This window comes from Scandinavium goeteborgense (genome assembly GCF_003935895.2).
Lineage (GTDB): Bacteria > Pseudomonadota > Gammaproteobacteria > Enterobacterales > Enterobacteriaceae > Scandinavium > Scandinavium goeteborgense.
The window spans coordinates 3,071,381-3,091,840 of sequence record NZ_CP054058.1; the positions used below are offsets into that span (position 1 = coordinate 3,071,381).

At 56.5% G+C, this 20,460-nt stretch carries 22 protein-coding genes and 1 riboswitch; of the genes, 10 read left to right on the forward strand and 12 right to left on the reverse strand.

From position 1 onward, the window contains the following. Positions 1-369 precede the first annotated feature (369 nt). Positions 370-630, forward strand: a complete 261-nt coding sequence (ybiJ, locus tag A8O29_RS15620; RefSeq protein ID WP_110510016.1) for a DUF1471 family protein YbiJ — start codon at positions 370-372, stop codon at positions 628-630. Positions 631-868: 238 nt separating this feature from the next. Here ybiJ and A8O29_RS15625 read toward each other — a convergent pair whose 3' ends face one another. The 5 genes from A8O29_RS15625 to rhlE form a co-directional block, all read right to left on the reverse strand. Beyond that, positions 869-1,129: a Txe/YoeB family addiction module toxin gene (locus tag A8O29_RS15625; RefSeq protein WP_125354533.1), complete on the reverse strand. Its 261-nt coding sequence runs from the start codon at positions 1,127-1,129 to the stop codon at positions 869-871. Then, entirely contained in the window at positions 1,126-1,392 is a 267-nt protein-coding gene (locus A8O29_RS15630; RefSeq protein WP_125354532.1) for a type II toxin-antitoxin system Phd/YefM family antitoxin, read from the reverse strand. The genes A8O29_RS15625 and A8O29_RS15630 overlap by 4 nt, the downstream gene beginning before the upstream one ends. A gap of 97 nt (positions 1,393-1,489) precedes the next feature. Beyond that, complete coding sequence (gene ybiB / locus A8O29_RS15635; RefSeq protein ID WP_125354531.1) at positions 1,490-2,458, reverse strand: DNA-binding protein YbiB; 969 nt, start codon at positions 2,456-2,458, stop codon at positions 1,490-1,492. A 29-nt stretch (positions 2,459-2,487) separates the two neighbouring features. Further along, entirely contained in the window at positions 2,488-4,638 is a 2,151-nt protein-coding gene (dinG, locus tag A8O29_RS15640; protein ID WP_174081362.1) for an ATP-dependent DNA helicase DinG, read from the reverse strand. A gap of 103 nt (positions 4,639-4,741) precedes the next feature. Beyond that, positions 4,742-6,142 (reverse strand): ATP-dependent RNA helicase RhlE, encoded by a 1,401-nt coding sequence (gene rhlE / locus A8O29_RS15645; RefSeq protein ID WP_125354530.1) that lies wholly within the window; start codon positions 6,140-6,142, stop codon positions 4,742-4,744. Between the two features lie 232 nt (positions 6,143-6,374). Here rhlE and cecR point away from each other — a divergent pair, with 232 nt between their 5' ends. Genes cecR through A8O29_RS15670 form a run of 5 tightly spaced genes read left to right on the forward strand, consistent with a single transcriptional unit; the run spans position 6,375 to position 12,014 of the window. Further along, entirely contained in the window at positions 6,375-7,043 is a 669-nt protein-coding gene (gene cecR, locus A8O29_RS15650) for a transcriptional regulator CecR (protein WP_110510020.1), read from the forward strand. Positions 7,044-7,047: 4 nt separating this feature from the next. Continuing rightward, complete coding sequence (gene hlyD, locus A8O29_RS15655) at positions 7,048-8,043, forward strand: secretion protein HlyD (protein ID WP_125354529.1); 996 nt, start codon at positions 7,048-7,050, stop codon at positions 8,041-8,043. Further along, positions 8,036-9,775 (forward strand): ATP-binding cassette domain-containing protein, encoded by a 1,740-nt coding sequence (locus tag A8O29_RS15660; RefSeq protein ID WP_174081363.1) that lies wholly within the window; start codon positions 8,036-8,038, stop codon positions 9,773-9,775. Before hlyD ends, A8O29_RS15660 begins: the two co-directional genes overlap by 8 nt. Then, positions 9,765-10,898 carry an ABC transporter permease gene (locus A8O29_RS15665; RefSeq protein WP_125354528.1) on the forward strand — a complete coding sequence of 378 codons (1,134 nt, stop codon included), beginning with the start codon at positions 9,765-9,767 and terminating at the stop codon, positions 10,896-10,898. The genes A8O29_RS15660 and A8O29_RS15665 overlap by 11 nt, the downstream gene beginning before the upstream one ends. Before the next feature lie 9 nt (positions 10,899-10,907). Further along, the gene (locus A8O29_RS15670) at positions 10,908-12,014 is read left to right on the forward strand and encodes an ABC transporter permease (protein ID WP_125354527.1); all 1,107 of its coding nucleotides are present in this window, start codon (positions 10,908-10,910) and stop codon (positions 12,012-12,014) included. Positions 12,015-12,037: 23 nt separating this feature from the next. Here the strand turns inward: A8O29_RS15670 and A8O29_RS15675 are convergent, their stop codons facing one another. Then, the gene (locus A8O29_RS15675) at positions 12,038-12,439 is read right to left on the reverse strand and encodes a YbhQ family protein (protein ID WP_125354526.1); all 402 of its coding nucleotides are present in this window, start codon (positions 12,437-12,439) and stop codon (positions 12,038-12,040) included. 131 nt (positions 12,440-12,570) lie between these two features. Here A8O29_RS15675 and A8O29_RS15680 point away from each other — a divergent pair, with 131 nt between their 5' ends. The 3 genes from A8O29_RS15680 to A8O29_RS15690 are packed head-to-tail and all read left to right on the forward strand — an operon-like array spanning position 12,571 to position 15,532. Next, positions 12,571-13,332 (forward strand): endonuclease/exonuclease/phosphatase family protein, encoded by a 762-nt coding sequence (locus A8O29_RS15680; RefSeq protein WP_125354525.1) that lies wholly within the window; start codon positions 12,571-12,573, stop codon positions 13,330-13,332. Then, on the forward strand, positions 13,329-14,570 hold the full coding sequence (clsB, locus tag A8O29_RS15685) for a cardiolipin synthase ClsB (protein WP_125354524.1): 1,242 nt from the start codon (positions 13,329-13,331) through the stop codon (positions 14,568-14,570). The genes A8O29_RS15680 and clsB overlap by 4 nt, the downstream gene beginning before the upstream one ends. Next, positions 14,570-15,532: a lysylphosphatidylglycerol synthase domain-containing protein gene (locus A8O29_RS15690; protein WP_125354523.1), complete on the forward strand. Its 963-nt coding sequence runs from the start codon at positions 14,570-14,572 to the stop codon at positions 15,530-15,532. The genes clsB and A8O29_RS15690 overlap by 1 nt, the downstream gene beginning before the upstream one ends. A 54-nt stretch (positions 15,533-15,586) precedes the next feature. On the opposite strand, the gene A8O29_RS15695 is transcribed toward A8O29_RS15690, so the two are convergent. The 6 genes from A8O29_RS15695 to moaA form a co-directional block, all read right to left on the reverse strand. Then, positions 15,587-16,291 carry a Bax inhibitor-1/YccA family protein gene (locus tag A8O29_RS15695; protein ID WP_110510029.1) on the reverse strand — a complete coding sequence of 235 codons (705 nt, stop codon included), beginning with the start codon at positions 16,289-16,291 and terminating at the stop codon, positions 15,587-15,589. A 78-nt stretch (positions 16,292-16,369) separates the two neighbouring features. Continuing rightward, positions 16,370-16,822 carry a molybdopterin synthase catalytic subunit MoaE gene (moaE, locus tag A8O29_RS15700; RefSeq protein ID WP_125354522.1) on the reverse strand — a complete coding sequence of 151 codons (453 nt, stop codon included), beginning with the start codon at positions 16,820-16,822 and terminating at the stop codon, positions 16,370-16,372. Between the two features lie 2 nt (positions 16,823-16,824). Next, on the reverse strand, positions 16,825-17,070 hold the full coding sequence (gene moaD / locus A8O29_RS15705) for a molybdopterin synthase sulfur carrier subunit (protein ID WP_125354521.1): 246 nt from the start codon (positions 17,068-17,070) through the stop codon (positions 16,825-16,827). After that, complete coding sequence (moaC, locus tag A8O29_RS15710; protein ID WP_125354520.1) at positions 17,063-17,548, reverse strand: cyclic pyranopterin monophosphate synthase MoaC; 486 nt, start codon at positions 17,546-17,548, stop codon at positions 17,063-17,065. Before moaC ends, moaD begins: the two co-directional genes overlap by 8 nt. Before the next feature lie 3 nt (positions 17,549-17,551). Continuing rightward, positions 17,552-18,064, reverse strand: coding sequence for a molybdenum cofactor biosynthesis protein B (gene moaB, locus A8O29_RS15715; RefSeq protein WP_125354519.1), 513 nt, complete (start codon positions 18,062-18,064; stop codon positions 17,552-17,554). 42 nt (positions 18,065-18,106) lie between these two features. Continuing rightward, the gene (gene moaA, locus A8O29_RS15720) at positions 18,107-19,096 is read right to left on the reverse strand and encodes a GTP 3',8-cyclase MoaA (RefSeq protein ID WP_125354518.1); all 990 of its coding nucleotides are present in this window, start codon (positions 19,094-19,096) and stop codon (positions 18,107-18,109) included. Beyond that, positions 19,082-19,213, reverse strand: a riboswitch (molybdenum cofactor riboswitch). Its footprint overlaps the gene before it by 15 nt. A gap of 224 nt (positions 19,214-19,437) precedes the next feature. Here moaA and yvcK point away from each other — a divergent pair. Continuing rightward, positions 19,438-20,346 carry a uridine diphosphate-N-acetylglucosamine-binding protein YvcK gene (gene yvcK, locus A8O29_RS15725; RefSeq protein WP_125354517.1) on the forward strand — a complete coding sequence of 303 codons (909 nt, stop codon included), beginning with the start codon at positions 19,438-19,440 and terminating at the stop codon, positions 20,344-20,346. Positions 20,347-20,460 lie beyond the last annotated feature (114 nt).

The window sequence follows — 20,460 nt, forward strand, 5'->3', positions numbered from 1 at the left end:
GGATCACCACAGAATAAATACTTTAAAAATCTGATTAGATCGGTGTATAGTTCCGGCCTACTCCGTAATGTGTAGATTTACTGACAAAACTACAGCTTCCAATACAGCGTAACCGGTTGTCTTTACGCGCACATTTTTATACAAGAATCGTCGCAATCTGTGCCCTTAAAACCCCTCACTCGGCTTCAACGCGCTTTTCGGCTTCGGCGCGGGTTTTATTTTATTAATAATCAGTAATTTATTAATCGTTCAAAAATTTCGATTAAGTCCATCAAGTCTCTTCGATTTTATCTTTCGCCAAAAAACGTGATACTCATCACATCGACGGAACAACGTCACATTTAAAGAATAACCTGCGAGAGATTAACCATGAAAACCATTAAAACTGCTGTTGCTGCTATCGCTCTTTCTGCTCTTTCTTTCGGCGTGTTTGCTGCACAGCCTGTGTCCCCGACTGAAGCGCAGAGCATGAACAAAATCGGTACCGTGTCTGTAGATGGCGCGACCACGCTGGACGGTATGGAAGCAAAACTGGCTCAGAAAGCCGCTGCGGCAGGTGCTACCGGTTACAGCATTACCTCTGCTAACACCAATAACAAAATCAGCGGTACCGCGGTGATCTACAAATAATCACCGAAACAGATTTAACCCTCATTGACCTTTAGGCTATGCCTGCAGTACCTGAATTACGCCTAAGTAGTTTGAGTGGCAAGAAGGCGTCAAACCTGCTCACCCCAGGAGCTTACTCAAGTAAGTGACTGGGGTGAGCAGGTGCAGACAACGAACTTGCCGCTCGAAATACGACGGCGGATAACCCTCATTATTTATTCACCCGTCCACGCCACTGGACGGGTTTTTTTATGCCTTGCTACAAATTGATGTAGTGAAATCTGCATGAAACCACCATCAAAGTGTCATCCTGAACGTAGTAAACAAGACGGTGCTCTTTGGTAATGCGACGCGACCATAACGGCTTGTGGTGTTTAAGCGCTTCCGGCTTTCCAATCCCAGTACGGGGATCCTGCAGTGCATTACAAATCAGTTTATCAATCTTATCTTTAACAGTCGGTTCGGCTTCCAGCCAGTGCAGCAGGTCCGCTTTAGCTTGAGCCGTAAAGGCTACTTTCATTCAATAAAGGTTCCTTTAACGGGATCGTATTCAAATACATCGCCGCTATCTGCCTGCTCAAGGCTTTTAGTCAGCACCGCTGCGTTCGCGGGATTACCGAACAAATGCAGGGTTTCCTGAATCGCCGCAAACTCGTCAGCATCAATGACAACCACGCTCTTAGAGCCCTTGCGAGTCACTAAAATAGGTGCGCGGTCATCATTGGCCTGCTGCATGAGCTGGGCAAGATTCTGGCGTGCGTCTGTGTAATTTACGTGTTGCATATAGTTTCTCTGTCAGTGCTGGCTCAACCCAGTAATTATGTCATGCGTACGGGTAGTTGTACATGTTGCAAGCACCTTTCGGTTTACCCGCAACCCGTTAGCTGAACCAGCAGTCATTGACCCGTTGCAGGCCCGCGGCAACATCAGCCACTTCTCCGGTCGCCACCAGGCAACAGGCCATCTGAATTTTCAGTGATACAGGTACCGGCTCGACGCCCGCGACGCAACGCTCAATCCATCTGGCCGTCACTTCCGGATCTTTCGATTCTGGCAGCAATACTTCCCGCAGTGCATCTTCGCGTTCGACGAGCACCCGCGTACCGTGGCTATCAATCAGGCTAATCTGCGGGCAACGCTGTGGATTGGCGTAAACCTCACCTTCCGTGCCGTGCATCAGCAGCGCGCGACCGCCGATGCCCTCAAAGAATTTCCCGACGCGCGGCACATATTCCGGGTGCGAAACGCTCGACAAGCGCAGCGCGGCGTCTTCGGCAAACGGCGTGGCGAGCTTCGCCAGGGTATGCGCGCTGTTACGCACCCCCATCCGCCAGCGCAGTCCGAGCTGGGTTTCGAGCGGCGGACAGAACGCGCCAATCGGCATATATACCGGGTGATGACCGTCAAGCTTGGCCTGCGCCTGCCCGGCATGCAGCGTCGGTTCAATACCAAGCAAAGTGAACACGGTTTCGCTTAGCACGCGGGTCGGATCGTGGCTGACGCCGTGAACCAGCACCGGGAAACCAAGTTTGTGCAGCAACATCGCCAGCAGTGGCGTGAGGTTCGCCTGCTTGCGCGCGCCGTTATAGCTTGGGATAACAATCGGCATCGGCTTCGCCACCGGAGGCGTCAGGCTGACGGTATGCTGCTGCATTGCCTCGTAGAAGCCCTGCATTTCGGCCTCGCCCTCGCCTTTTATGCGCAGCGCGATCAGAATGCCGCCAAGCTCCAATTCCGGCACCTCGCCTTTCAACATCCGGGCATACAGACCGCGTGCGGTATCGGTGTCCAGGTCACGGGCGTGGTTTTTGCCACGACCGACTTCTTTAATGATTTTGCGATAGTCCATGCATCTCTCCTGACAGCATGCCGCGAACGTCAGCGTCGCTTCCGTCGGGTCGGCTTGGTTGTGCTTTTGCTTTTTACTATACCTTCTGGCGCCTCCGGTTGCTCTATAGGAAACACCGGTAAGGCGTTCAGCAACCGCGGGCCATAATTTTTGGTCAGCAGGCGCTTGTCGTAAATAATCACTTCGCCCCAGCAGCTGTGGCTACGGATCAAACGCCCAACCTGCTGAATGAGGTTAAACGACGCGCTCGGCAGGCTTTGTACTTCAAACGGATAGCGGTTCAGGCTTTTCAGCCACTCGCCCTCGGTGATCACCACCGGGCTGTCGATCGGCGGAAACGCAATTTTGTGGATATGAACCTGGCTGAGTAATTCGCCTTTCAAATCGAGCCCTTCGGCAAATGACTGTAATCCTACAAGCACGCTGCGTTCCCCGCCTTCCACCCGTTTGCGGTGCAATTCCACCAGGCGATAGCGCGGCTGATCGCCCTGCACCAGCAGTAGCAAACGCAAATCCGGCACGTATTCGAGGAAACGCTGCATTGCGCGCCCGCTGGCAAACAGCACGAGTATCCCAAGATGCTTTTTTGCCTCGACCTGCTCACGGAAATAGGCCGCCATTTCCGCCAGATGCTGCTCTTCGTTATCCATTGACGGCTCGACGCTCATCCGTGGAATAATGATTTTTCCCTGTTCGACGTGATTAAACGGCGAATCGAGAGATACAAAACGGTCGCCCGCTTTTTCTTTCAGGCCGCTCATCTCCTGCAAACGCGAGAAGCTGTTCAGCGAGCGCAACGTGGCGGAGGTCACAACGATATGCGGCACGCGCCGCCAGAGCAGTTTTTCCAGCTGGTCGCTGACGCGAATACCGACGCAATGGAACCAGACGTGCGGCTGTCCGTCGCGCTGGTCTCGTGTGGCCCATTTGGTCACCGGCGCGCCGGAGGCCTGAACCATCGCCGAGAGCTTCCACAGCTTGCTTTGCGCCTCGAACATGCCCAATGCGCGGTTCATTTGCAGCAGCACGCGGTGCAGACGCACGATATCGTGCGAGCCGGTTTTTTCACTGAGATCGTTGAGGAACAGCTCCGATAATCCACGCAGCATTTCGGTGAGTTTTGCCAGACGCTGGCAGTGCGCCATGATTTCGTCCGGCAGTTCGCCCATCGCGAAGCGGTGTTCGGCTTCCGGCCCGGCGGGCATGTACAGGCTGAGGATATTATTCAGCGAAACAATGTGTTCCTGTAGCTCGTCACAATGCTCTTTGAGGCGTTCGGGGGCGGCCAGCGGCGGGAAGGTTTTCGGGCGGAACTGTTCCATGCAGGTTGCCACCAGCTTGATGAATAAATCCAGCTGCAGGCGATACCAGGAGGCGGTAATTTCGGCGCTCATCTCCAGCGCATCTCGGGCGACATCCGGTAAATGGTGGCCTTCATCCAGCACCAGCAGTAGATTTTTGGCTTCCGGTAATACCGCCTCGCTTTCCATCGCCGCCATCACCAGCGCGTGGTTGGCGACCACCACTTCCGCTTCCTGAATTTCACGGCGGGCCACGAAGAACGGGCATTCGCGGTAGTAGTGACAGTTGCGGTTGAGGCAGCTGGCTTTATCCGTGCTCATGCGGCTCCAGAGCGCGTCGTCGATTGCCTGATCGGTATGATCGCGCAGGCCGTCCCATTTATAGCTGTCCAAATCGGCTTTCAGCTTCGCACAGCGCTTCTGTTCTTCTTTATTGTTCGGGGTCAGTTCGTCGTCGAGAAACGCCAGCAAATCCTGATGCGTTGGCTCGCTGCTGGACAGCGCGGTCAGATTACGGGGGCATACATAGCGCCCGCGGCCAAAGGCGGCGGTAAAGCGTAAGTCGGGAATGATTTTTTTCAGCAGCGGCAGATCTTTGCTGTAGATCTGATCCTGCAAGGCGACGTTAGCGGTGCTGATCACCAGCGTTTTTTGTTCTTCGCGGGCAATGGCGATGCCGGGAATAAGATACGAAAGGGTTTTACCGACGCCGGTCGGCGCTTCGATAGCCAGATGCCTGCCCTCGTCACCGGCGAGCGTTTTCGCCACATCGGCAATCATCTGCCGCTGCGGTGCCCGGGGGATAAAATCAGAGATCTGTTCCTGGAGCGCTTTATACCATGACGCGATTTGCGCCTTTAGCGCGGCGGTGAGTGCCATCTGTAAGTCCGAATACTGTATAAACAGCCACTATTCTGGCACTTTCCGGCGGCATGAGCAAAAAAAATGGCCGCCGAAGCGACCATTCTTGTTATTGCAGCGATTACTGCGCGGCGGCAGGTTTGCGCGGGCGACGACGACGCGCGGCGCCATCAGCGGCTTTGCGCGGCTGGTCACCTTCGCTACGACGCGACTGGCCGTTGCCGGCAGCCGGTTTATCACTGCGGCGAGCCTGACCGTTTCCGGCTGGCTTGTCGCTGCGGCGTGCCTGACCACCGTCATTACGACGTGGCTGGCCCTGACTCTGACCACCGCGACCGCCACGGCCTTGACGACCGTTCTGAATCGGCTCCGCCTGGATGCTTGGGTCCACTTCGTAGCCTTCAACGGCGATACGTGGGATCTCTTTCTTCAGCACGCGTTCGATGTCACGCAGCAGTTTGTGTTCATCGACACACACCAGCGACAGCGCTTCACCGGTGGCCGCAGCACGTCCGGTACGACCGATACGGTGCACGTAGTCTTCTGGTACGTTCGGCAGCTCGTAGTTCACGACGTGCGGCAGTTCTTCGATATCCAGACCACGGGCGGCGATGTCAGTTGCCACCAGCACGCGCAGGTCGCCGGATTTGAAGTCAGCCAGTGCACGGGTACGCGCGCCCTGACTCTTGTTGCCGTGAATGGCGGCGCTGCGAATGCCGTCTTTGTTCAGCTGTTCAGCCAGGTGGTTCGCGCCGTGTTTGGTACGAGTAAACACCAGCACCTGTTTCCAGTCGCCTTCGCCGATCATCTGAGACAGCAGTTCCCGCTTGCGTTTCTTATCAACGAAATGCACGTGCTGGGTGATCTGCGCGGAAGCGGTGTTGCGACGCGCCACTTCAACTTCCAGTGGGTTGTGCAGCAGCTTGGACGCCAGGCCTTTGATTTCATCAGAGAAGGTCGCGGAGAACAGCAGGTTCTGACGCTTTGGAGGCAGTTTCGCCAGCACGCGACGGATGTCGTGGATAAAGCCCATGTCCAGCATGCGGTCGGCTTCATCAAGGACCAAAATCTCGACTTTATCGAGGCTCACCGCGTTCTGGTGTTCGAGGTCAAGCAGACGACCTGGGGTCGCTACCAGCACGTCAACACCGCTGCGCAGTTTCATCATCTGCGGGTTGATGCTCACGCCGCCGAATACCACCATCGAACGGATGTTCAGGTATTGGCTATATTCACGGACGTTCTCGCCCACCTGAGCCGCCAGTTCGCGGGTTGGGGTGAGGATCAGCGCGCGGACCGGACGACGGCCTTTAGCATGGGGTTCTTTCTGCGAAAGCAGTTGCAGCAGCGGCAGGGTAAAGCCTGCGGTCTTACCGGTACCGGTTTGGGCACTGGCCATCAGATCGCGGCCCTGCAGCACAGCAGGAATAGCTTGTTGTTGGATAGGGGTAGGCTGACGATAACCCTGCTCTTCGACTGCGCGCAGGATCTCGGCGTTCAGGCCAAGGGTTTCAAAAGACATAACAACTCCGAACCGCCCCGACCATGACAGGTATCGTTTTCAGGGTGATAGTGATAATACGAAAAGACAAAAACGATAATGTCAGCAAGTGGCGGAGTGTAGCAGTTTTTGTGACGCACCGCATAAAATATCCCGCTTCTCTTTTTCCACGAAATAATTTACCGCCCGGAGTGGACACGGTGAAAAATCAATCATATTCTTAATCAATCGATTGATTAATTCTAGAGACGCCATGAATACCACGCCAATCACCAGCAAAGGCGAACAGGCCAAAAACCAGCTGATTGCCGCGGCGATCGCCCAATTTGGCGAATATGGCCTGCATGCCACCACCCGTGATATCGCCTCGCTGGCGGGGCAAAATATTGCCGCGATCCCTTATTACTTCGGGTCGAAAGAGGATTTGTACCTCGCCTGCGCCCAGTGGATTGCTGATTTTATCGGGGTCAATTTCCGCCCGCACGCCGAGGCCGCCGAAACGTTGCTGCGCCAGCCCACGCCGGATCTCACCGCCATTCGCGCGCTGATCCTGCAAGCGAGCAAAAATATGATCCTGCTGCTGACCCAGGATGAAACGGTCAACGTCAGTAAGTTTATATCCCGCGAACAGCTATCGCCCTCGCCCGCCTATCAGCTGATACACGATCAGGTGATTGCCCCGCTGCACGGGCATCTGACGCGACTTATCGCGGCGTATACCGGCCGGGATCCGGCTGATACGCAGACTATTTTGCACACCCATGCGCTGCTCGGTGAAATTCTCGCCTTTCGTCTCGGTCGGGAGACCATCCTGCTGCGCACCGGTTGGGCCCAGTTTGACGAACAAAAAGCAGATCTGATTTTCCAGGTCATCACCTGTCATATCGATCTCTTGCTAAACGGATTAACGCAAAGGAGTTGAAGTTATGAAGAAACCCATCGTCGTCATTCTGGCGGTCATCATTATCATCGCCGCGATTGCCGGAGGAACGCTCTGGTACCAGAGCCGACAGGACACCGGCCTGACGCTGTACGGTAACGTTGATATTCGTACCGTGAATATGAGCTTCCGTGTCGGCGGCCGTTTGCAGGCGTTGCAGGTGGATGAAGGCGATGCGGTGCAGAAAGGACAAACGCTCGGCGAAATCGACCATGCCCCTTATCAAAATGCACTGATGCAGGCCAAAGCCAACGTGGCGGCGGCCCAGGCGAAATATGATTTGCTGCTGGCGGGCTATCGCGATGAGGAAATCGCGCAGACCGCTGCCGCCGTGCGTCAGGCGAAGGCCGCCTACGACTATGCGCAGAACTTTTATCAGCGCCAGCAAGGGCTGTGGAAGAGCCGCACGATTTCCGCCAACGATTTAGAAAACGCCCGTTCGTCGCGCGATCAGGCTCAGGCCACGCTGAAATCGGCGCAGGACAAACTCAGCCAGTATCACGCCGGTAACCGTCCGCAGGAAATTGCTCAGGCCAAAGCCAGCCTTGAACAGGCTCAAGCGCAGCTGGCGCAGTCGCAGCTGGATTTGCAGGACACTACTCTGCTCGCGCCGTCCGACGGCACGATTTTGACTCGCGCCGTGGAGCCGGGCAGCATGCTCAACGCTGGCAGCACAGTGCTGACGCTGTCGCTCACGCGTCCGGTGTGGGTGCGCGCGTACGTGGATGAAAGCAATCTTAATCGCGCCAAACCAGGCCAGGAACTGCAGCTGTATACCGACGGCCGCCCGGATAAGCCGTACCACGGCAAAATTGGCTTCGTTTCGCCGACCGCAGAGTTCACGCCGAAAACCGTCGAAACGCCAGACCTGCGTACCGATCTGGTGTATCGCCTGCGCATTATCGTCACGGATGCCGACGACGCGCTGCGCCAGGGTATGCCCGTCACCGTGAAATTCCCAGAGGGAAACACGCATGAGTGAAGCGGGGATCAAGCTCGACGGGCTTATCAAACGCTTTGCTGGCATGGATAAGCCTGCGGTCGCGCGGCTGGACTGCACCATTCAATCCGGGTATGTCACCGGGCTGGTCGGCCCTGACGGCGCCGGAAAAACCACGCTAATGCGGATGCTGGCCGGGTTGTTAAAACCCGACGAAGGCCAGATAAGCGTCATTGGCTACGATCCCATCAACGACAACAGCGCCCTGCATGCGGTGCTGGGCTATATGCCGCAGAAGTTCGGGCTATATGAAGATTTAACGGTAATGGAAAACCTGACGCTGTATGCCGATCTGCGCAGCGTCACCGGCGAAGTACGGGAAAAAACCTTCGCCCGGCTGTTGGAATTCACCTCGCTCGGCCCGTTTACCGGACGGCTGGCGGGCAAGCTCTCCGGCGGCATGAAGCAAAAATTAGGTCTGGCCTGCACGCTGGTTGGCGAACCGAAAGTGTTGCTGCTGGATGAACCCGGCGTCGGCGTTGACCCCATTTCACGCCGAGAACTGTGGCAGATGGTGCACGAACTGGCTGGCGACGGGATGCTTATTCTGTGGAGTACTTCGTATCTCGACGAAGCCGAACAGTGTCGCGACGTGCTGCTGATGAATGAAGGCGAGTTGCTGTATCAGGGCGAACCGAAAGCGCTGACCGACACCATGCGTGGGCGCAGTTTCCTGATGAGCAGCCCGGCGGAGAACAACCGCAAACTGCTGCAACGGGCGTTGAAGCTGCCGCAGGTCAGCGACGGCATGATTCAGGGCCGCTCGGTGCGCGTTATCCTCACCAAGGAGGCCAATGCCGACGTTATCCGCTCGGCAGACGGGATGCCTGACATCGAGATTAACGAAACCGCCCCGCGTTTTGAGGATGCGTTTATCGATTTACTCGGCGGCGCGGGCACCTCCGAATCCCCACTGGCGGCGATTCTGCATACCGTGGACGGCACGCCGGGCGAAACGGTGATTGAAGCCAAAGCGCTGACCAAAAAATTCGGCGATTTCGCGGCCACCGACCACGTGGATTTTGCTGTTAAACGCGGTGAGATTTTCGGCCTGCTCGGCCCCAACGGGGCGGGTAAATCGACCACCTTTAAAATGATGTGCGGCCTGCTGGTGCCCACGTCCGGCAAAGCGCTGGTGCTGGATATGGATTTGAAAGTCAGCTCCGGCAAAGCTCGCCAGCACTTAGGCTACATGGCGCAGAAATTCTCGCTCTACGGCAACCTGACGGTGGTGCAAAACCTGCGCTTCTTCTCCGGCGTGTATGGTCTGCGTGGCAAAGCGCAGCCTGAAAAAATCGAGCGCATGAGCGAGGCCTTTGGCCTGGAAAGTATTCGTGACCACGCCACCGACGATTTGCCGCTCGGCTATAAGCAGCGCCTGGCGTTGGCCTGCTCGTTAATGCACGAGCCGGATATTCTGTTTCTCGACGAACCCACTTCCGGCGTCGACCCGATCACCCGCCGTGAGTTCTGGCTACACATCAACAGCATGGTGGAAAAAGGCGTCACGGTGATGGTCACCACCCACTTTATGGATGAGGCGGAATACTGCGACCGCATTGGGCTGGTGTATCGCGGAAAGCTGATTGCCAGCGGCACGCCGGACGATCTCAAGGCACAGGCCGCCGATACCGAAACGGCTGACCCGACCATGGAACAGGCGTTCATCACCCTGATTAACAACTGGGATAAGGAGCATCACGATGTCCGGTAGCGTTCTGTCCTGGCGGCGTGTGCGGGCGCTGTGCGTGAAAGAGACGCGGCAAATCATCCGCGACCCCAGCAGTTGGCTTATCGCGGTGGTTATCCCGCTGATGCTGCTGTTTATTTTCGGCTACGGGATAAACCTCGATTCCAGCAAGTTGCGGGTGGGCATTTTGCTGGAACAGCAAAGTGAAGAGGCGCTGGATTTCGCCCACACGATGACCGGCTCGCCGTATATCGACGCCACAATCAGCGACAACCGCCAGGATTTGATTCAGAAAATGCAGGCCGGGCGTATTCGTGGCTTGGTGGTGATCCCGGTGAACTTCGCCGCGCAGATGGCGCGTGAGGGCGACTCCGCGCCGGTGCAGGTCATCACCGACGGCAGCGAGCCCAACACCGCCAACTTTGTGCAGGGCTACGTCCAGGGCATCTGGCAAATCTGGCAGATGCAGCGGGCGGAAGATCGCGGTGAAAAATTTGAACCGCTGATAGACGTGCAGATGCGCTACTGGTTTAACCCGGCGGCCATCAGCCAGCACTTTATCATTCCGGGGGCGATCACCATTATCATGACGGTGATCGGCGCGATCCTGACGTCGCTTGTCGTCGCCCGTGAATGGGAGCGCGGCACCATGGAGGCGCTGCTGTCGACGGAAGTAACCCGCGCTGAGCTGCTGCTGTGCAAACTGATCCCCTACTACTTCCTCGGGATGCTGGCGATGGGGCTGTGCATGCTGGTGTCGGTGTTCATCATGGACGTGCCGTTCCGCGGTTCGCTGCTGGTGCTGTTTTTCATCACTAGCCTGTTTTTGCTGAGCACGCTCGGCATGGGCCTGCTGATTTCGACCATCACCCGCAACCAGTTTAACGCCGCCCAGGTGGCGCTCAACGCCGCGTTTCTGCCGTCGATTATGCTGTCCGGGTTTATCTTCCAGATAGACAGCATGCCCGCCGCCATTCGCGCGGTGACCTACGTTATCCCGGCGCGCTATTTCGTCAGCACCCTGCAAAGCCTGTTCCTCGCCGGCAATATTCCGGTGGTGCTGTTCATCAATACGCTGTTTTTGATTGCCTCGGCGGTGATGTTTATCGGCCTGACGTGGCTGAAAACCAAGCGTCGGCTGGACTAGGGAGACGTTATGTTTCATCGATTATGGACACTTATCCGCAAAGAGCTGCAATCGTTGCTGCGCGAGCCGCAAACCCGCGCGATCCTCATCGCACCGGTGCTGATTCAGGTTCTGCTGTTCCCGTTCGCCGCCACGCTGGAGGTGACCAACGCCACCATCGCGATTTACAACGAGGATAGCGGCAAACACGCGGTGGAGCTGACCCAGCGTTTCGCCCGTGCCAAAGCCTTTACCCACGTATTGCTGCTGCACAGCCCGCAGGAAATTCAGCCCACTATCGACACCCAGAAGGCGCTGCTGCTGGTGCGCTTCCCGACGGATTTTTCACGCAATATCGACAGCGGGCACACCGCGCCGATGCAGTTGCTGCTCGACGGACGTAACTCCAACAGTGCGCAGATTGCGGCGAACTATTTGCAACGCATTGTGGAGGAGTATCAGCAGGAGCTGCTCGACGGCAAGCCGAAACCAAATAACAGCGAACTGGTGGTGCGAAACTGGTACAACCCGAATCTGGATTACAAATGGTTCGTGGTGCCGTCGCTGATTGCGATGATTACCACCATCGGGGTGATGATTGTGACCTCGCTGTCGGTGGCCCGCGAACGCGAACAGGGTACGCTCGATCAACTGCTGGTCTCCCCGCTAGCCACCTGGCAAATCTTCGTCGGCAAAGCGGTCCCGGCGCTGATCGTCGCCACCTTCCAGGCCAGTATCGTGCTGGCGGTCGGAATTTTCGCCTATCACATTCCGTTCTCCGGATCGCTGGCGCTGTTTTACTTCACGATGCTGATTTACGGCCTGTCTTTGGTGGGATTTGGTTTGCTGATTTCGTCGCTGTGCGAGACGCAACAGCAGGCGTTTATCGGGGTGTTTGTATTTATGATGCCGGCGATTTTGCTCTCGGGCTACGTGTCGCCGGTGGAGAATATGCCGGTATGGTTACAGGACCTGACGTGGATTAACCCGATTCGTCACTTTACGGACATTACCAAACAGATTTACCTGAAGGACGCCAGCTTCGATATTGTCTGGCAAAGCCTGTGGCCGCTGTTGGTGATAGCGACCACGACCGGCTCGGCAGCATACTGGACGTTCAGGCGAAATATAGCGTGACGTGAGGCGGCGATAGCGCCGCCTTAGTGCCAGCGGAAGGTTTTAGGGGAACGCTTTTTCTCTTTGATAAGCAATGACAGCAGTGCGGGTCCGGCAAGGATCACCACGGCGGCCAGGCCGAGCAGCAGATGGTTTTGCACCACGCGGGACAACAGCCACAGCACGATCACCGCCGCGCCAAAATACCAGGTGGTGGTGAGTTCTTCGAGAAAATCACCGATCTCACGCCAGCGCTCTTCGTGGTGGCGTTGCAGGAAAAGCATCAGGACAACCGTCACGGCATAAAGCGCACACAGCCCCAGTCCTACCCGGATCAGCGTGCCGCTCATCCATCCCATTACCAGAACTGCAACAACCAGCAAATGCGAAATAATCTGCCAGCAGCTCAGGCCAGTTACGACACGAATTTGTTGTTGCCACTTCATGTCTTGCCTCCAGAAGCATATTCAACTGTTAATTAGAGTACCGGACTTTACGGAAAATTCCGTAACACCGCACCTTTTTGTGACGGCAACTACACTATTTCATTCAGGACAGTGATGCGGACAGGAGAAATATGAATCAGCCGTCGCGACATTTTTCATTGAAAATTTTGACCATCAACACACACAAGGGCTTTACCGCGTTCAATCGCCGCTTCATTTTGCCCGAACTTCGCGATGCGGTGCGGGCCGTAGGGGCCGATATTGTCTGCCTGCAAGAGGTGCTAGGGGCACATGATGCCTGGTCACTTCGGGTCGAAAACTGGCCCAATACCAGCCACTACGAGTTTCTCGCCGATACGCTGTGGAGCGATTACGCCTACGGGCGCAACGCAGTGTATCCGGAAGGCCATCACGGGAACGCGGTGCTGTCGCGCTTTCCGATTGAGCATTTTGAAAACCGCGATATTTCGGTGGGTGAAAGTGAAAAGCGCGGGCTACTTTACTGCCGCATTGTGCCCCCGGAACTGGCGACCCCGGTTCACGTCATCTGCGTGCATTTGGGGCTGCGTGAAGCCCATCGCCAGGCGCAATTAACGATGCTAAGCGACTGGGTAAACAGCTTGCCGGAAAACGAACCGGTGGTGGTAGCCGGAGATTTTAACGACTGGCGCCAGCGTGCCAATCGACCGTTGCAACAGCAGGCGGGGCTGGAGGAAATCTTCACTGCCTCCAGAGGCCGCCCGGTGCGCACCTTTCCGGTGAGTTTCCCGCTGCTGCCTCTGGACCGGATTTACGTCAAAAATGCCCAGGCGTCCCACCCGGCCGCGCTCCCACTTCGGGAGTGGCGACACCTTTCAGACCATGCGCCGCTCAGCGCGGAGATCCACTTATGAAATGCGGCTGGCGTGAAGGCAATCAAATTCAGCTGCTGGAAAACGGCGACCAGTTTTATCCGGCCGTTTTCAGCGCGATTGAAAATGCTGAAAGCAAAATCATTCTCGAAACCTTTATCTGGTTTGAAGACAGTGTCGGCTGGCAGCTGCACGAAGCCCTACTCAACGCCGCCCGGCGCGGGGTCAGTATTGAAGTGCTGCTCGACGGCTACGGTTCGCCGGACCTCAGCGATAAGTTTGTTAACGAGCTGACCATGGCGGGCGTGGTGTTCCGTTATTACGACCCACGCCCTCGCCTGTTCGGCCTGCGCACCAATCTGTTCCGACGGATGCACCGCAAAATTGTGGTGGTAGACGCCAGGGTGGCGTTCGTCGGCGGCATTAACTACTCCGCGGAACACGTGACGAGTTATGGCCCGGAAGCGAAACAGGATTACGCGGTGCGCGTGGAAGGCCCGGTGGTGGAAGACATTCTGCAATTCGAGTTAGCAAACCTGCCCGGCAATGCCGAAGCCCGACACTTCTGGCGTCGCCGTCATCGTCCGGAAGAAAACCGCACGCCCGGAGAAGCGCAAACGCTGTTTGTCTGGCGCGACAATAATGAACATCGCGATGACATTGAGCGTCACTATCTGAAAATGCTGGCCAATGCGCGCCGGGAAGTGATCATCGCCAACGCCTACTTTTTCCCTGGCTACCGGCTGCTGCACGCGATGCGTAATGCCGCGCGGCGCGGGGTACAGGTCAAACTGGTGGTTCAGGGCGAGCCGGATATGCCGATCGTGAAAGTCGGTGCGCGGCTGCTGTATCGCTATCTTTTGAAAGGCGGCGTGCAAATTTTCGAATACCAGCGTCGGCCGCTGCACGGAAAAGTGGCGCTGATGGATGACCACTGGGCGACGGTCGGCTCCAGTAATCTCGACCCGCTGAGCCTGTCGCTGAATCTGGAAGCCAACCTTATCGTCCACGACCGGGCGTTTAATCAGACGTTGCGTGAAAATCTGAGTGCCATTATCGAGCAGGACTGTCGGCAGGTGGACAGCTCGATGGTGCCCAAACGCAGCTGGTGGAATCTGAGCAAAAGTGTGCTGGCCTTCCACTTCCTGCGCCATTTCCCGGCGATGGTCGGCTGGCTGCCCGCCCATACGCCGAAGCTGGCGCAGGTCAGCCCACCGGTGCAAACCGCACTGGAAACCCAGGACCGCATCGACCCTGAGAACCCGGGGGTAAAATCCTGATGAGCCACTCTCACCCTCGCTGGCATCTGGCGAAAAAAATCCTCACGTGGCTGTTCTTTATTGCGGTCGCGGTGCTGCTGGTGGTGTATGCGCAGAAGGTCGACTGGAAGGAAGTGTGGAGTGTCATTCGTGACTACAACCGCACCGCCCTGCTCAGCGCCGTCGGGCTGGTTATCGCCAGCTACCTGCTGTACGGCTGTTACGATTTGCTGGGCCGGGCATACTGCGGACACCGGCTGGCAAAGCGCCAGGTCATGCTGGTGTCGTTCATTTGCTACGCCTTTAACCTGACACTCAGCACTTGGGTCGGCGGCATCGGCATGCGCTATCGGCTCTATTCGCGACTTGGCCTGCCGGGCAGCACCATCACCCGTATTTTCTCACTCAGCATTACCACCAACTGGCTCGGCTATATCCTGCTCGGCGGGGTGATTTTCACCATTGGGGTGGTCGATTTGCCCGCGCACTGGTACATCCGCGATACCACGCTGCGGATTATCGGCGGCGTGTTGTTGCTGATGATTGCGGTCTATCTCTGGGCCTGTGCCTTTGCCAAGCGTCGCCATTTGACCATCAAAGGGCAAAAACTGGTGCTGCCGTCATGGCGATTCGCTCTGCTGCAGATGCTGATTTCCAGCGCTAACTGGATGGCGATGGGCGCGATTATCTGGCTGCTGCTCGGTCAACAGGTGAACTACTTCTTCGTGCTGGGGGTGCTGCTGGTGAGCAGTATCGCCGGGGTTATTGTACATATTCCGGCGGGTATTGGCGTGCTGGAGGCGGTGTTTATCGCGCTGCTGGCAGGGGAACATGCCTCGCAGGGCACGATCATCGCTGCGCTGTTGGCGTATCGGGTACTGTATTTCTTTATTCCGTTGGCACTGGCGACGGTGGGATATTTGGTGCTGGAGAGTCGGGCGAAGAAGCTAAAGGCAAAAAATCAGAAGGCGATGGCAGAGTAAAAATGGAACCAGTGTTGTAGGCCCGGCAAGCGCTAGCGCCCCCGGGCAAACAAATTAGCGGCGGTTGCCCATGATACGCAGCAGCATCAGGAACAGGTTGATGAAGTCGAGATACAGCGTCAGCGCACCCAGGATCGCGTATTTACGCAGGTTGCCGCTGTCGCTGGTGTCAATCTGCTCACCAATCGCTTTCAGTTTCTGAGTGTCGTACGCCGTCAGGCCCACAAACACCACCACACCGATATAGGTCACGGCCCACATCAGCGGCGTGCTCTTCAGCCAGATGTTAACCAACGACGCCAGAACGATACCAATCAGCGCCATAAACAGCATTTTGCCCATGCCGGTCAGATCGCGTTTGGTGGTGTAGCCGTAGAGGCTCATCCCGCCGAACATCCCCGCCGTCACGATAAAGGTGCTGGCAATGGAACTGTAGGTGTAGGCGATGAAAATACTGGAAAGCGTGAGTCCGGTTAGCGCCGAATAGAGCATAAACAGCGTGGTCGCCATGCCCGCACTCAGACGCTGAACCATGCCGGAAAGCACGAATACCAGGCCCAGCTGAGCAATGATCAGCCCGAAGAAAGTGATTTTGCTGGAGAAGACAAACATCATCACTGCCGGGGTGTTGGCCGCAAACCAGGCCACGAACGCCGTCAGCAACAGCCCGCAGGTCATCCAGCCGTAAACCTGCGCCATGTAGGTTTGCACGCCAGAACGTGACTGCACAATTGAATTGGGACGCGTGTATCGGTCCATGATGAAACCCTCAGATTAAAGGTGTGTGTTCATTAAGCGTATCACAAGCGCAATACACGCATGTCCTAAAAACAGGCATTACCAGCGCCTGGCTGCTTCCTGATCGCTTTCGCGCGACTCGACCCAGCGCTCGCCTTCCGGCGTGGCTTCACGTTTCCAGAACGGGGCGCGGGTTTTCAGGTAATCCATGATGAATTCTCCGGCGGCAAAGGCGCTGCCGCGGTGCACGCTGGTGACGCCGACAAAGACAATTTCTTCGCCCGGCCACATTTCGCCAATGCGATGAACAACCGACACGCGCCCTAACCGCCAGCGTCCGCGGGCTTCTTCGACGATTTCCGCCAGCGCTTTTTCAGTCATGCCCGGGTAGTGTTCCAGCGTTAATGCGCTAACGCTGTCGCCGAGATTATGATTCCGGACTTTACCGGTGAAGGTCACTACTGCGCCGTCTTCATCGCGCTCGGCAAGCCAGGCGTATTCGGTGCCGACGTTAAAGCGCGCGGTTTCAACGCGGATCAGGGTTTCACTCATGATTAGCCTCCTGTCACTGGCGGGAAGAACGCCACTTCATCCCCGTCAGTGAGCGGATGATCGGCGCTCACCAGCGTCTGATTAACCGCCGTCAGCAGTTTGCCCTCTTCCAGCGCCAACGCCCATTGCGAACCCTGCGCGGCCAACTGCTGGCGCAGCTGTTCAACGGTTTGTGCGTCAGTGTCCAGCGTCAGACCGTCGGTGCCCACCAGCTCGCGAACCTGGGCGAAAAATAAAATGTTAATCATCAGCTTCAACCCTGAAATCACCGGATTTGCCACCGCTTTTCGCCAGCAGGCGCAGCGGGCCAATCACCATGTCCTTTTGTACCGCTTTGCACATGTCATAGATGGTCAGCGCGGCGACCGACGCGGCCGTCAGCGCTTCCATTTCAACCCCGGTTTTACCGGTCAGGCGGCACAGCGATTCAATGCGCACCCGGTTGTTTTCCGGCTGCGCCTGTAAATTGACTTCCACTTTGCTGAGCATCAGCGGATGGCACAGCGGGATTAAATCCCAGGTGCGTTTAGCTGCCTGAATACCGGCGATACGCGCGGTGGCGAAGACATCACCTTTGTGGTGACTGCCGTCGATAATCATCGCCAGGGTTTCCGGCAACATGGTGACAAAGGCTTCAGCGCGCGCTTCGCGCACCGTTTCCGCTTTGGCGGACACGTCCACCATATGGGCTTCACCGGCGGCGTTAATGTGCGTCAGTTGAGACATGGCTTATTTCTTCAAATGAGGGTGGAAATTACACGGACGGGTGCGCGCATCGAGCTGCGGCGCAATGATATTTTCCCACGCGGTGCGGCACGCTTTGGTCGAGCCCGGCATGGCAAAAATCAGCGTATCGTTGGCCATCCCGGCAACCGCGCGGGATTGCAGCGTGGAGGTGCCAATTTCTTCAAACGACAGCATACGGAACACTTCACCAAAGCCCTGAATTTCACGATCAAACAGCGGCAGTAGCGCTTCAGGCACCTGATCGCCATCGGTAAATCCGGTACCACCGTTGATCAAAACGACCTGCACGTCGTCGCTGGCAATCCAGGCGGAAACCTGCGCGCGAATGGCGTAGCGGTTCTCTTTCACAATGGCTTTTTCGACAAGGGTGTGGCCCGCTTCGTGCGCGCTGTCGCGCAGATAATGGCCGGAGGTGTCATCCTCTTCGCCGCGACGGCTGGAAACGGTAAGAATAGCGATGCGGGTCGGGATAAATTCAGCACTCACCTGACTCATTCTAAATCTCCTTATTCTGAAATGGCGTTATTCAGTAACGGCTCAGCCGCCGATATATGAAAGATTCTGAGTAATACCGGTCTGGCCCTGATGCAGGAAATGGGTTTGCTTTTTGTGGGCCAGAGCCGCAGAAATGCGCGCTTCAAGTTCCGGCTGCTGAGCGTCTTCCGCAAGCAAATCACGGAGATCGACCCCGCCATCGCCAAACAGGCACAGGTGCAGTTTTCCCGTGGAGGAGACGCGTAGCCGGTTGCAGCTGGCGCAGAAGTCTTTTTCATACGGCATGATCAGCCCAATCTCCCCAGCGTAGTCGGGGTGACAGAATACCTGCGCCGGGCCATCGCTGCGGCTGCGAATCTGATGGATCCAGCCGCGTTTGAGCAGTTCATCGCGCAGGACCATGCCGGAAATGTGGTGTTTGCGGAACAACTCGCTGCCTTCACCGGTTTCCATAAGCTCGATGAAACGCAGTTGAATCGGGCGAGGTTGGATCCAGGCCAGGAAGGTGTCGAGCTGGTGATGGTTGACGTCGCGCATCAGCACGGTATTGACCTTCACTTTGGCAAAACCGGCATCAAAGGCGGCGTCGATGCCGTCCATCACCTGCTGGAATTTATCCTGCCCGGTGATGGCGTGAAACTGGCAGGCGTCGAGGCTGTCGACGCTGACGTTCACGTGAGTCAGTCCCGCATCGCGCCACTGTTGCGCATCACGCGCCAGGCGATAACCGTTGGTGGTGACCGCAATCTGACGGATGGCGTCGTTTTCACGCACGGTAGAAATGATGTCGGTAAAGTCACGACGCAGAGAAGGCTCGCCGCCGGTCAGGCGCACTTTTTCGGTGCCCATGGCAGAAAACGCACGGGTCACGCGGCGCACTTCATCGACGGAAAGAAAGCCGTTGTTACTGACGCGGCCCGGCTTGTAGCCATCGGGCAGGCAGTAGGTGCAGCGGAAGTTGCACACGTCGGTAATCGACAAACGCAGATAGTAAAACTTGCGTGCGAATGCATCGGTAAGTTGTGGGGCCATACACCTTTCCAAATAGGGGAGGCACAGTCATTTCTTTCTGTACCCTGGTGACATCGTCACGGCCAGAGCGCCATATCCATAGACTTAGGCGCAAGGGCTAGAGTGTAGCTTCTGATTTTAAGAAGCGGGTTATGCCGATAGTAGCGCGTAAATGACAGTTTCGCCATTTCACCCGCACGCTATATAATGGTATACATAACGACATGATCGTGCACTTTCGCTACAGAATACGCAAAAACCCAGCTTTTGCATTGATATGCGTCATTTTGACGGGATCCGACCATCGTCTTTTAGGGGGAGTTACGCTAAGGTAACCACGTCCGTCTCTTTTAAGGAATACTATGCGCAATCGTACATTTGCGGATCTCGATCGTGTTGTCGCGCTAGGCGGCGGGCACGGTTTAGGGCGAGTGATGTCTTCTCTCTCCTCGCTGGGTTCGCGCCTGACAGGTATTGTCACCACTACCGACAACGGCGGCTCCACCGGCCGTATTCGTCGCTCCGAAGGCGGGATTGCCTGGGGAGATATGCGCAACTGTCTTAACCAGCTCATTACCGAACAAAGCGCCGCTTCGGCGATGTTTGAGTACCGTTTTGGCGGTAATGGCGAACTTTCCGGACATAACCTCGGAAATCTGATGTTAAAGGCCTTAGATCACCTGAGCGTGCGGCCTCTGGAAGCCATCAATCTGATCAGAAACCTGTTAAAAGTCGACGCGGCGCTGATCCCGATGTCGGAAGTGCCGGTGGATTTAATGGCGATCGACGACGAAGGCCATGAAATTTACGGCGAGGTGAATATTGATCAGCTGAAACTGCCGCCTCGCGAACTGATGCTTTCACCATCGGTACCCGCCACGCGCGAAGCAGTGCACGCTATTGCTGAAGCTGATTTGATTCTGATTGGGCCGGGCAGTTTCTACACCAGCCTGATGCCGCTTCTTTTGCTTGATGAGATGGCCCAGGCCTTGCGCAGAACGCCCGCGCCGATGGTCTACATCGGTAATCTGGGCCGCGAACTGAGCCCGGCGGCGGCCAGCCTGACGCTGAAAGACAAGCTCGCGCTGATGGAACATTACGTCGGCAGACCAGTCATCGACGCCGTCGTGGTCGGGCCGAATGTCGATGTCTCCGGCATCGAGGATCAGGTCGTTATTCAGGTGCCACTGGAAGCCAGCGATATTCGCTATCGACACGACCGCCAGTTACTGCACGATGCGCTGGAAAAGGCGGTTCAGGCGCTAGGCTAACCCTCTCGCCCGGCGTGGCCCCCCGCGCCGGGCCTGCGTTTTCGCCCACATTCAGGACTTCCTTAATTTCTTAAGGTTGTCTTAAAACTCTCTTGTCATCATACCGTCATCTTA

Coding starts and splice junctions, on each gene's coding strand:
- ybiJ (WP_110510016.1), top strand. CDS start 370: ATGAAAACCATTAAAACTGCTGTTGCTGCTATCGCTCTTTCTGCTCTT.
- A8O29_RS15625 (WP_125354533.1), bottom strand. CDS start 1,129: ATGAAAGTAGCCTTTACGGCTCAAGCTAAAGCGGACCTGCTGCACTGG.
- A8O29_RS15630 (WP_125354532.1), bottom strand. CDS start 1,392: ATGCAACACGTAAATTACACAGACGCACGCCAGAATCTTGCCCAGCTC.
- ybiB (WP_125354531.1), bottom strand. CDS start 2,458: ATGGACTATCGCAAAATCATTAAAGAAGTCGGTCGTGGCAAAAACCAC.
- dinG (WP_174081362.1), bottom strand. CDS start 4,638: ATGGCACTCACCGCCGCGCTAAAGGCGCAAATCGCGTCATGGTATAAA.
- rhlE (WP_125354530.1), bottom strand. CDS start 6,142: ATGTCTTTTGAAACCCTTGGCCTGAACGCCGAGATCCTGCGCGCAGTC.
- cecR (WP_110510020.1), top strand. CDS start 6,375: ATGAATACCACGCCAATCACCAGCAAAGGCGAACAGGCCAAAAACCAG.
- hlyD (WP_125354529.1), top strand. CDS start 7,048: ATGAAGAAACCCATCGTCGTCATTCTGGCGGTCATCATTATCATCGCC.
- A8O29_RS15660 (WP_174081363.1), top strand. CDS start 8,036: ATGAGTGAAGCGGGGATCAAGCTCGACGGGCTTATCAAACGCTTTGCT.
- A8O29_RS15665 (WP_125354528.1), top strand. CDS start 9,765: ATGTCCGGTAGCGTTCTGTCCTGGCGGCGTGTGCGGGCGCTGTGCGTG.
- A8O29_RS15670 (WP_125354527.1), top strand. CDS start 10,908: ATGTTTCATCGATTATGGACACTTATCCGCAAAGAGCTGCAATCGTTG.
- A8O29_RS15675 (WP_125354526.1), bottom strand. CDS start 12,439: ATGAAGTGGCAACAACAAATTCGTGTCGTAACTGGCCTGAGCTGCTGG.
- A8O29_RS15680 (WP_125354525.1), top strand. CDS start 12,571: ATGAATCAGCCGTCGCGACATTTTTCATTGAAAATTTTGACCATCAAC.
- clsB (WP_125354524.1), top strand. CDS start 13,329: ATGAAATGCGGCTGGCGTGAAGGCAATCAAATTCAGCTGCTGGAAAAC.
- A8O29_RS15690 (WP_125354523.1), top strand. CDS start 14,570: ATGAGCCACTCTCACCCTCGCTGGCATCTGGCGAAAAAAATCCTCACG.
- A8O29_RS15695 (WP_110510029.1), bottom strand. CDS start 16,291: ATGGACCGATACACGCGTCCCAATTCAATTGTGCAGTCACGTTCTGGC.
- moaE (WP_125354522.1), bottom strand. CDS start 16,822: ATGAGTGAAACCCTGATCCGCGTTGAAACCGCGCGCTTTAACGTCGGC.
- moaD (WP_125354521.1), bottom strand. CDS start 17,070: ATGATTAACATTTTATTTTTCGCCCAGGTTCGCGAGCTGGTGGGCACC.
- moaC (WP_125354520.1), bottom strand. CDS start 17,548: ATGTCTCAACTGACGCACATTAACGCCGCCGGTGAAGCCCATATGGTG.
- moaB (WP_125354519.1), bottom strand. CDS start 18,064: ATGAGTCAGGTGAGTGCTGAATTTATCCCGACCCGCATCGCTATTCTT.
- moaA (WP_125354518.1), bottom strand. CDS start 19,096: ATGGCCCCACAACTTACCGATGCATTCGCACGCAAGTTTTACTATCTG.
- yvcK (WP_125354517.1), top strand. CDS start 19,438: ATGCGCAATCGTACATTTGCGGATCTCGATCGTGTTGTCGCGCTAGGC.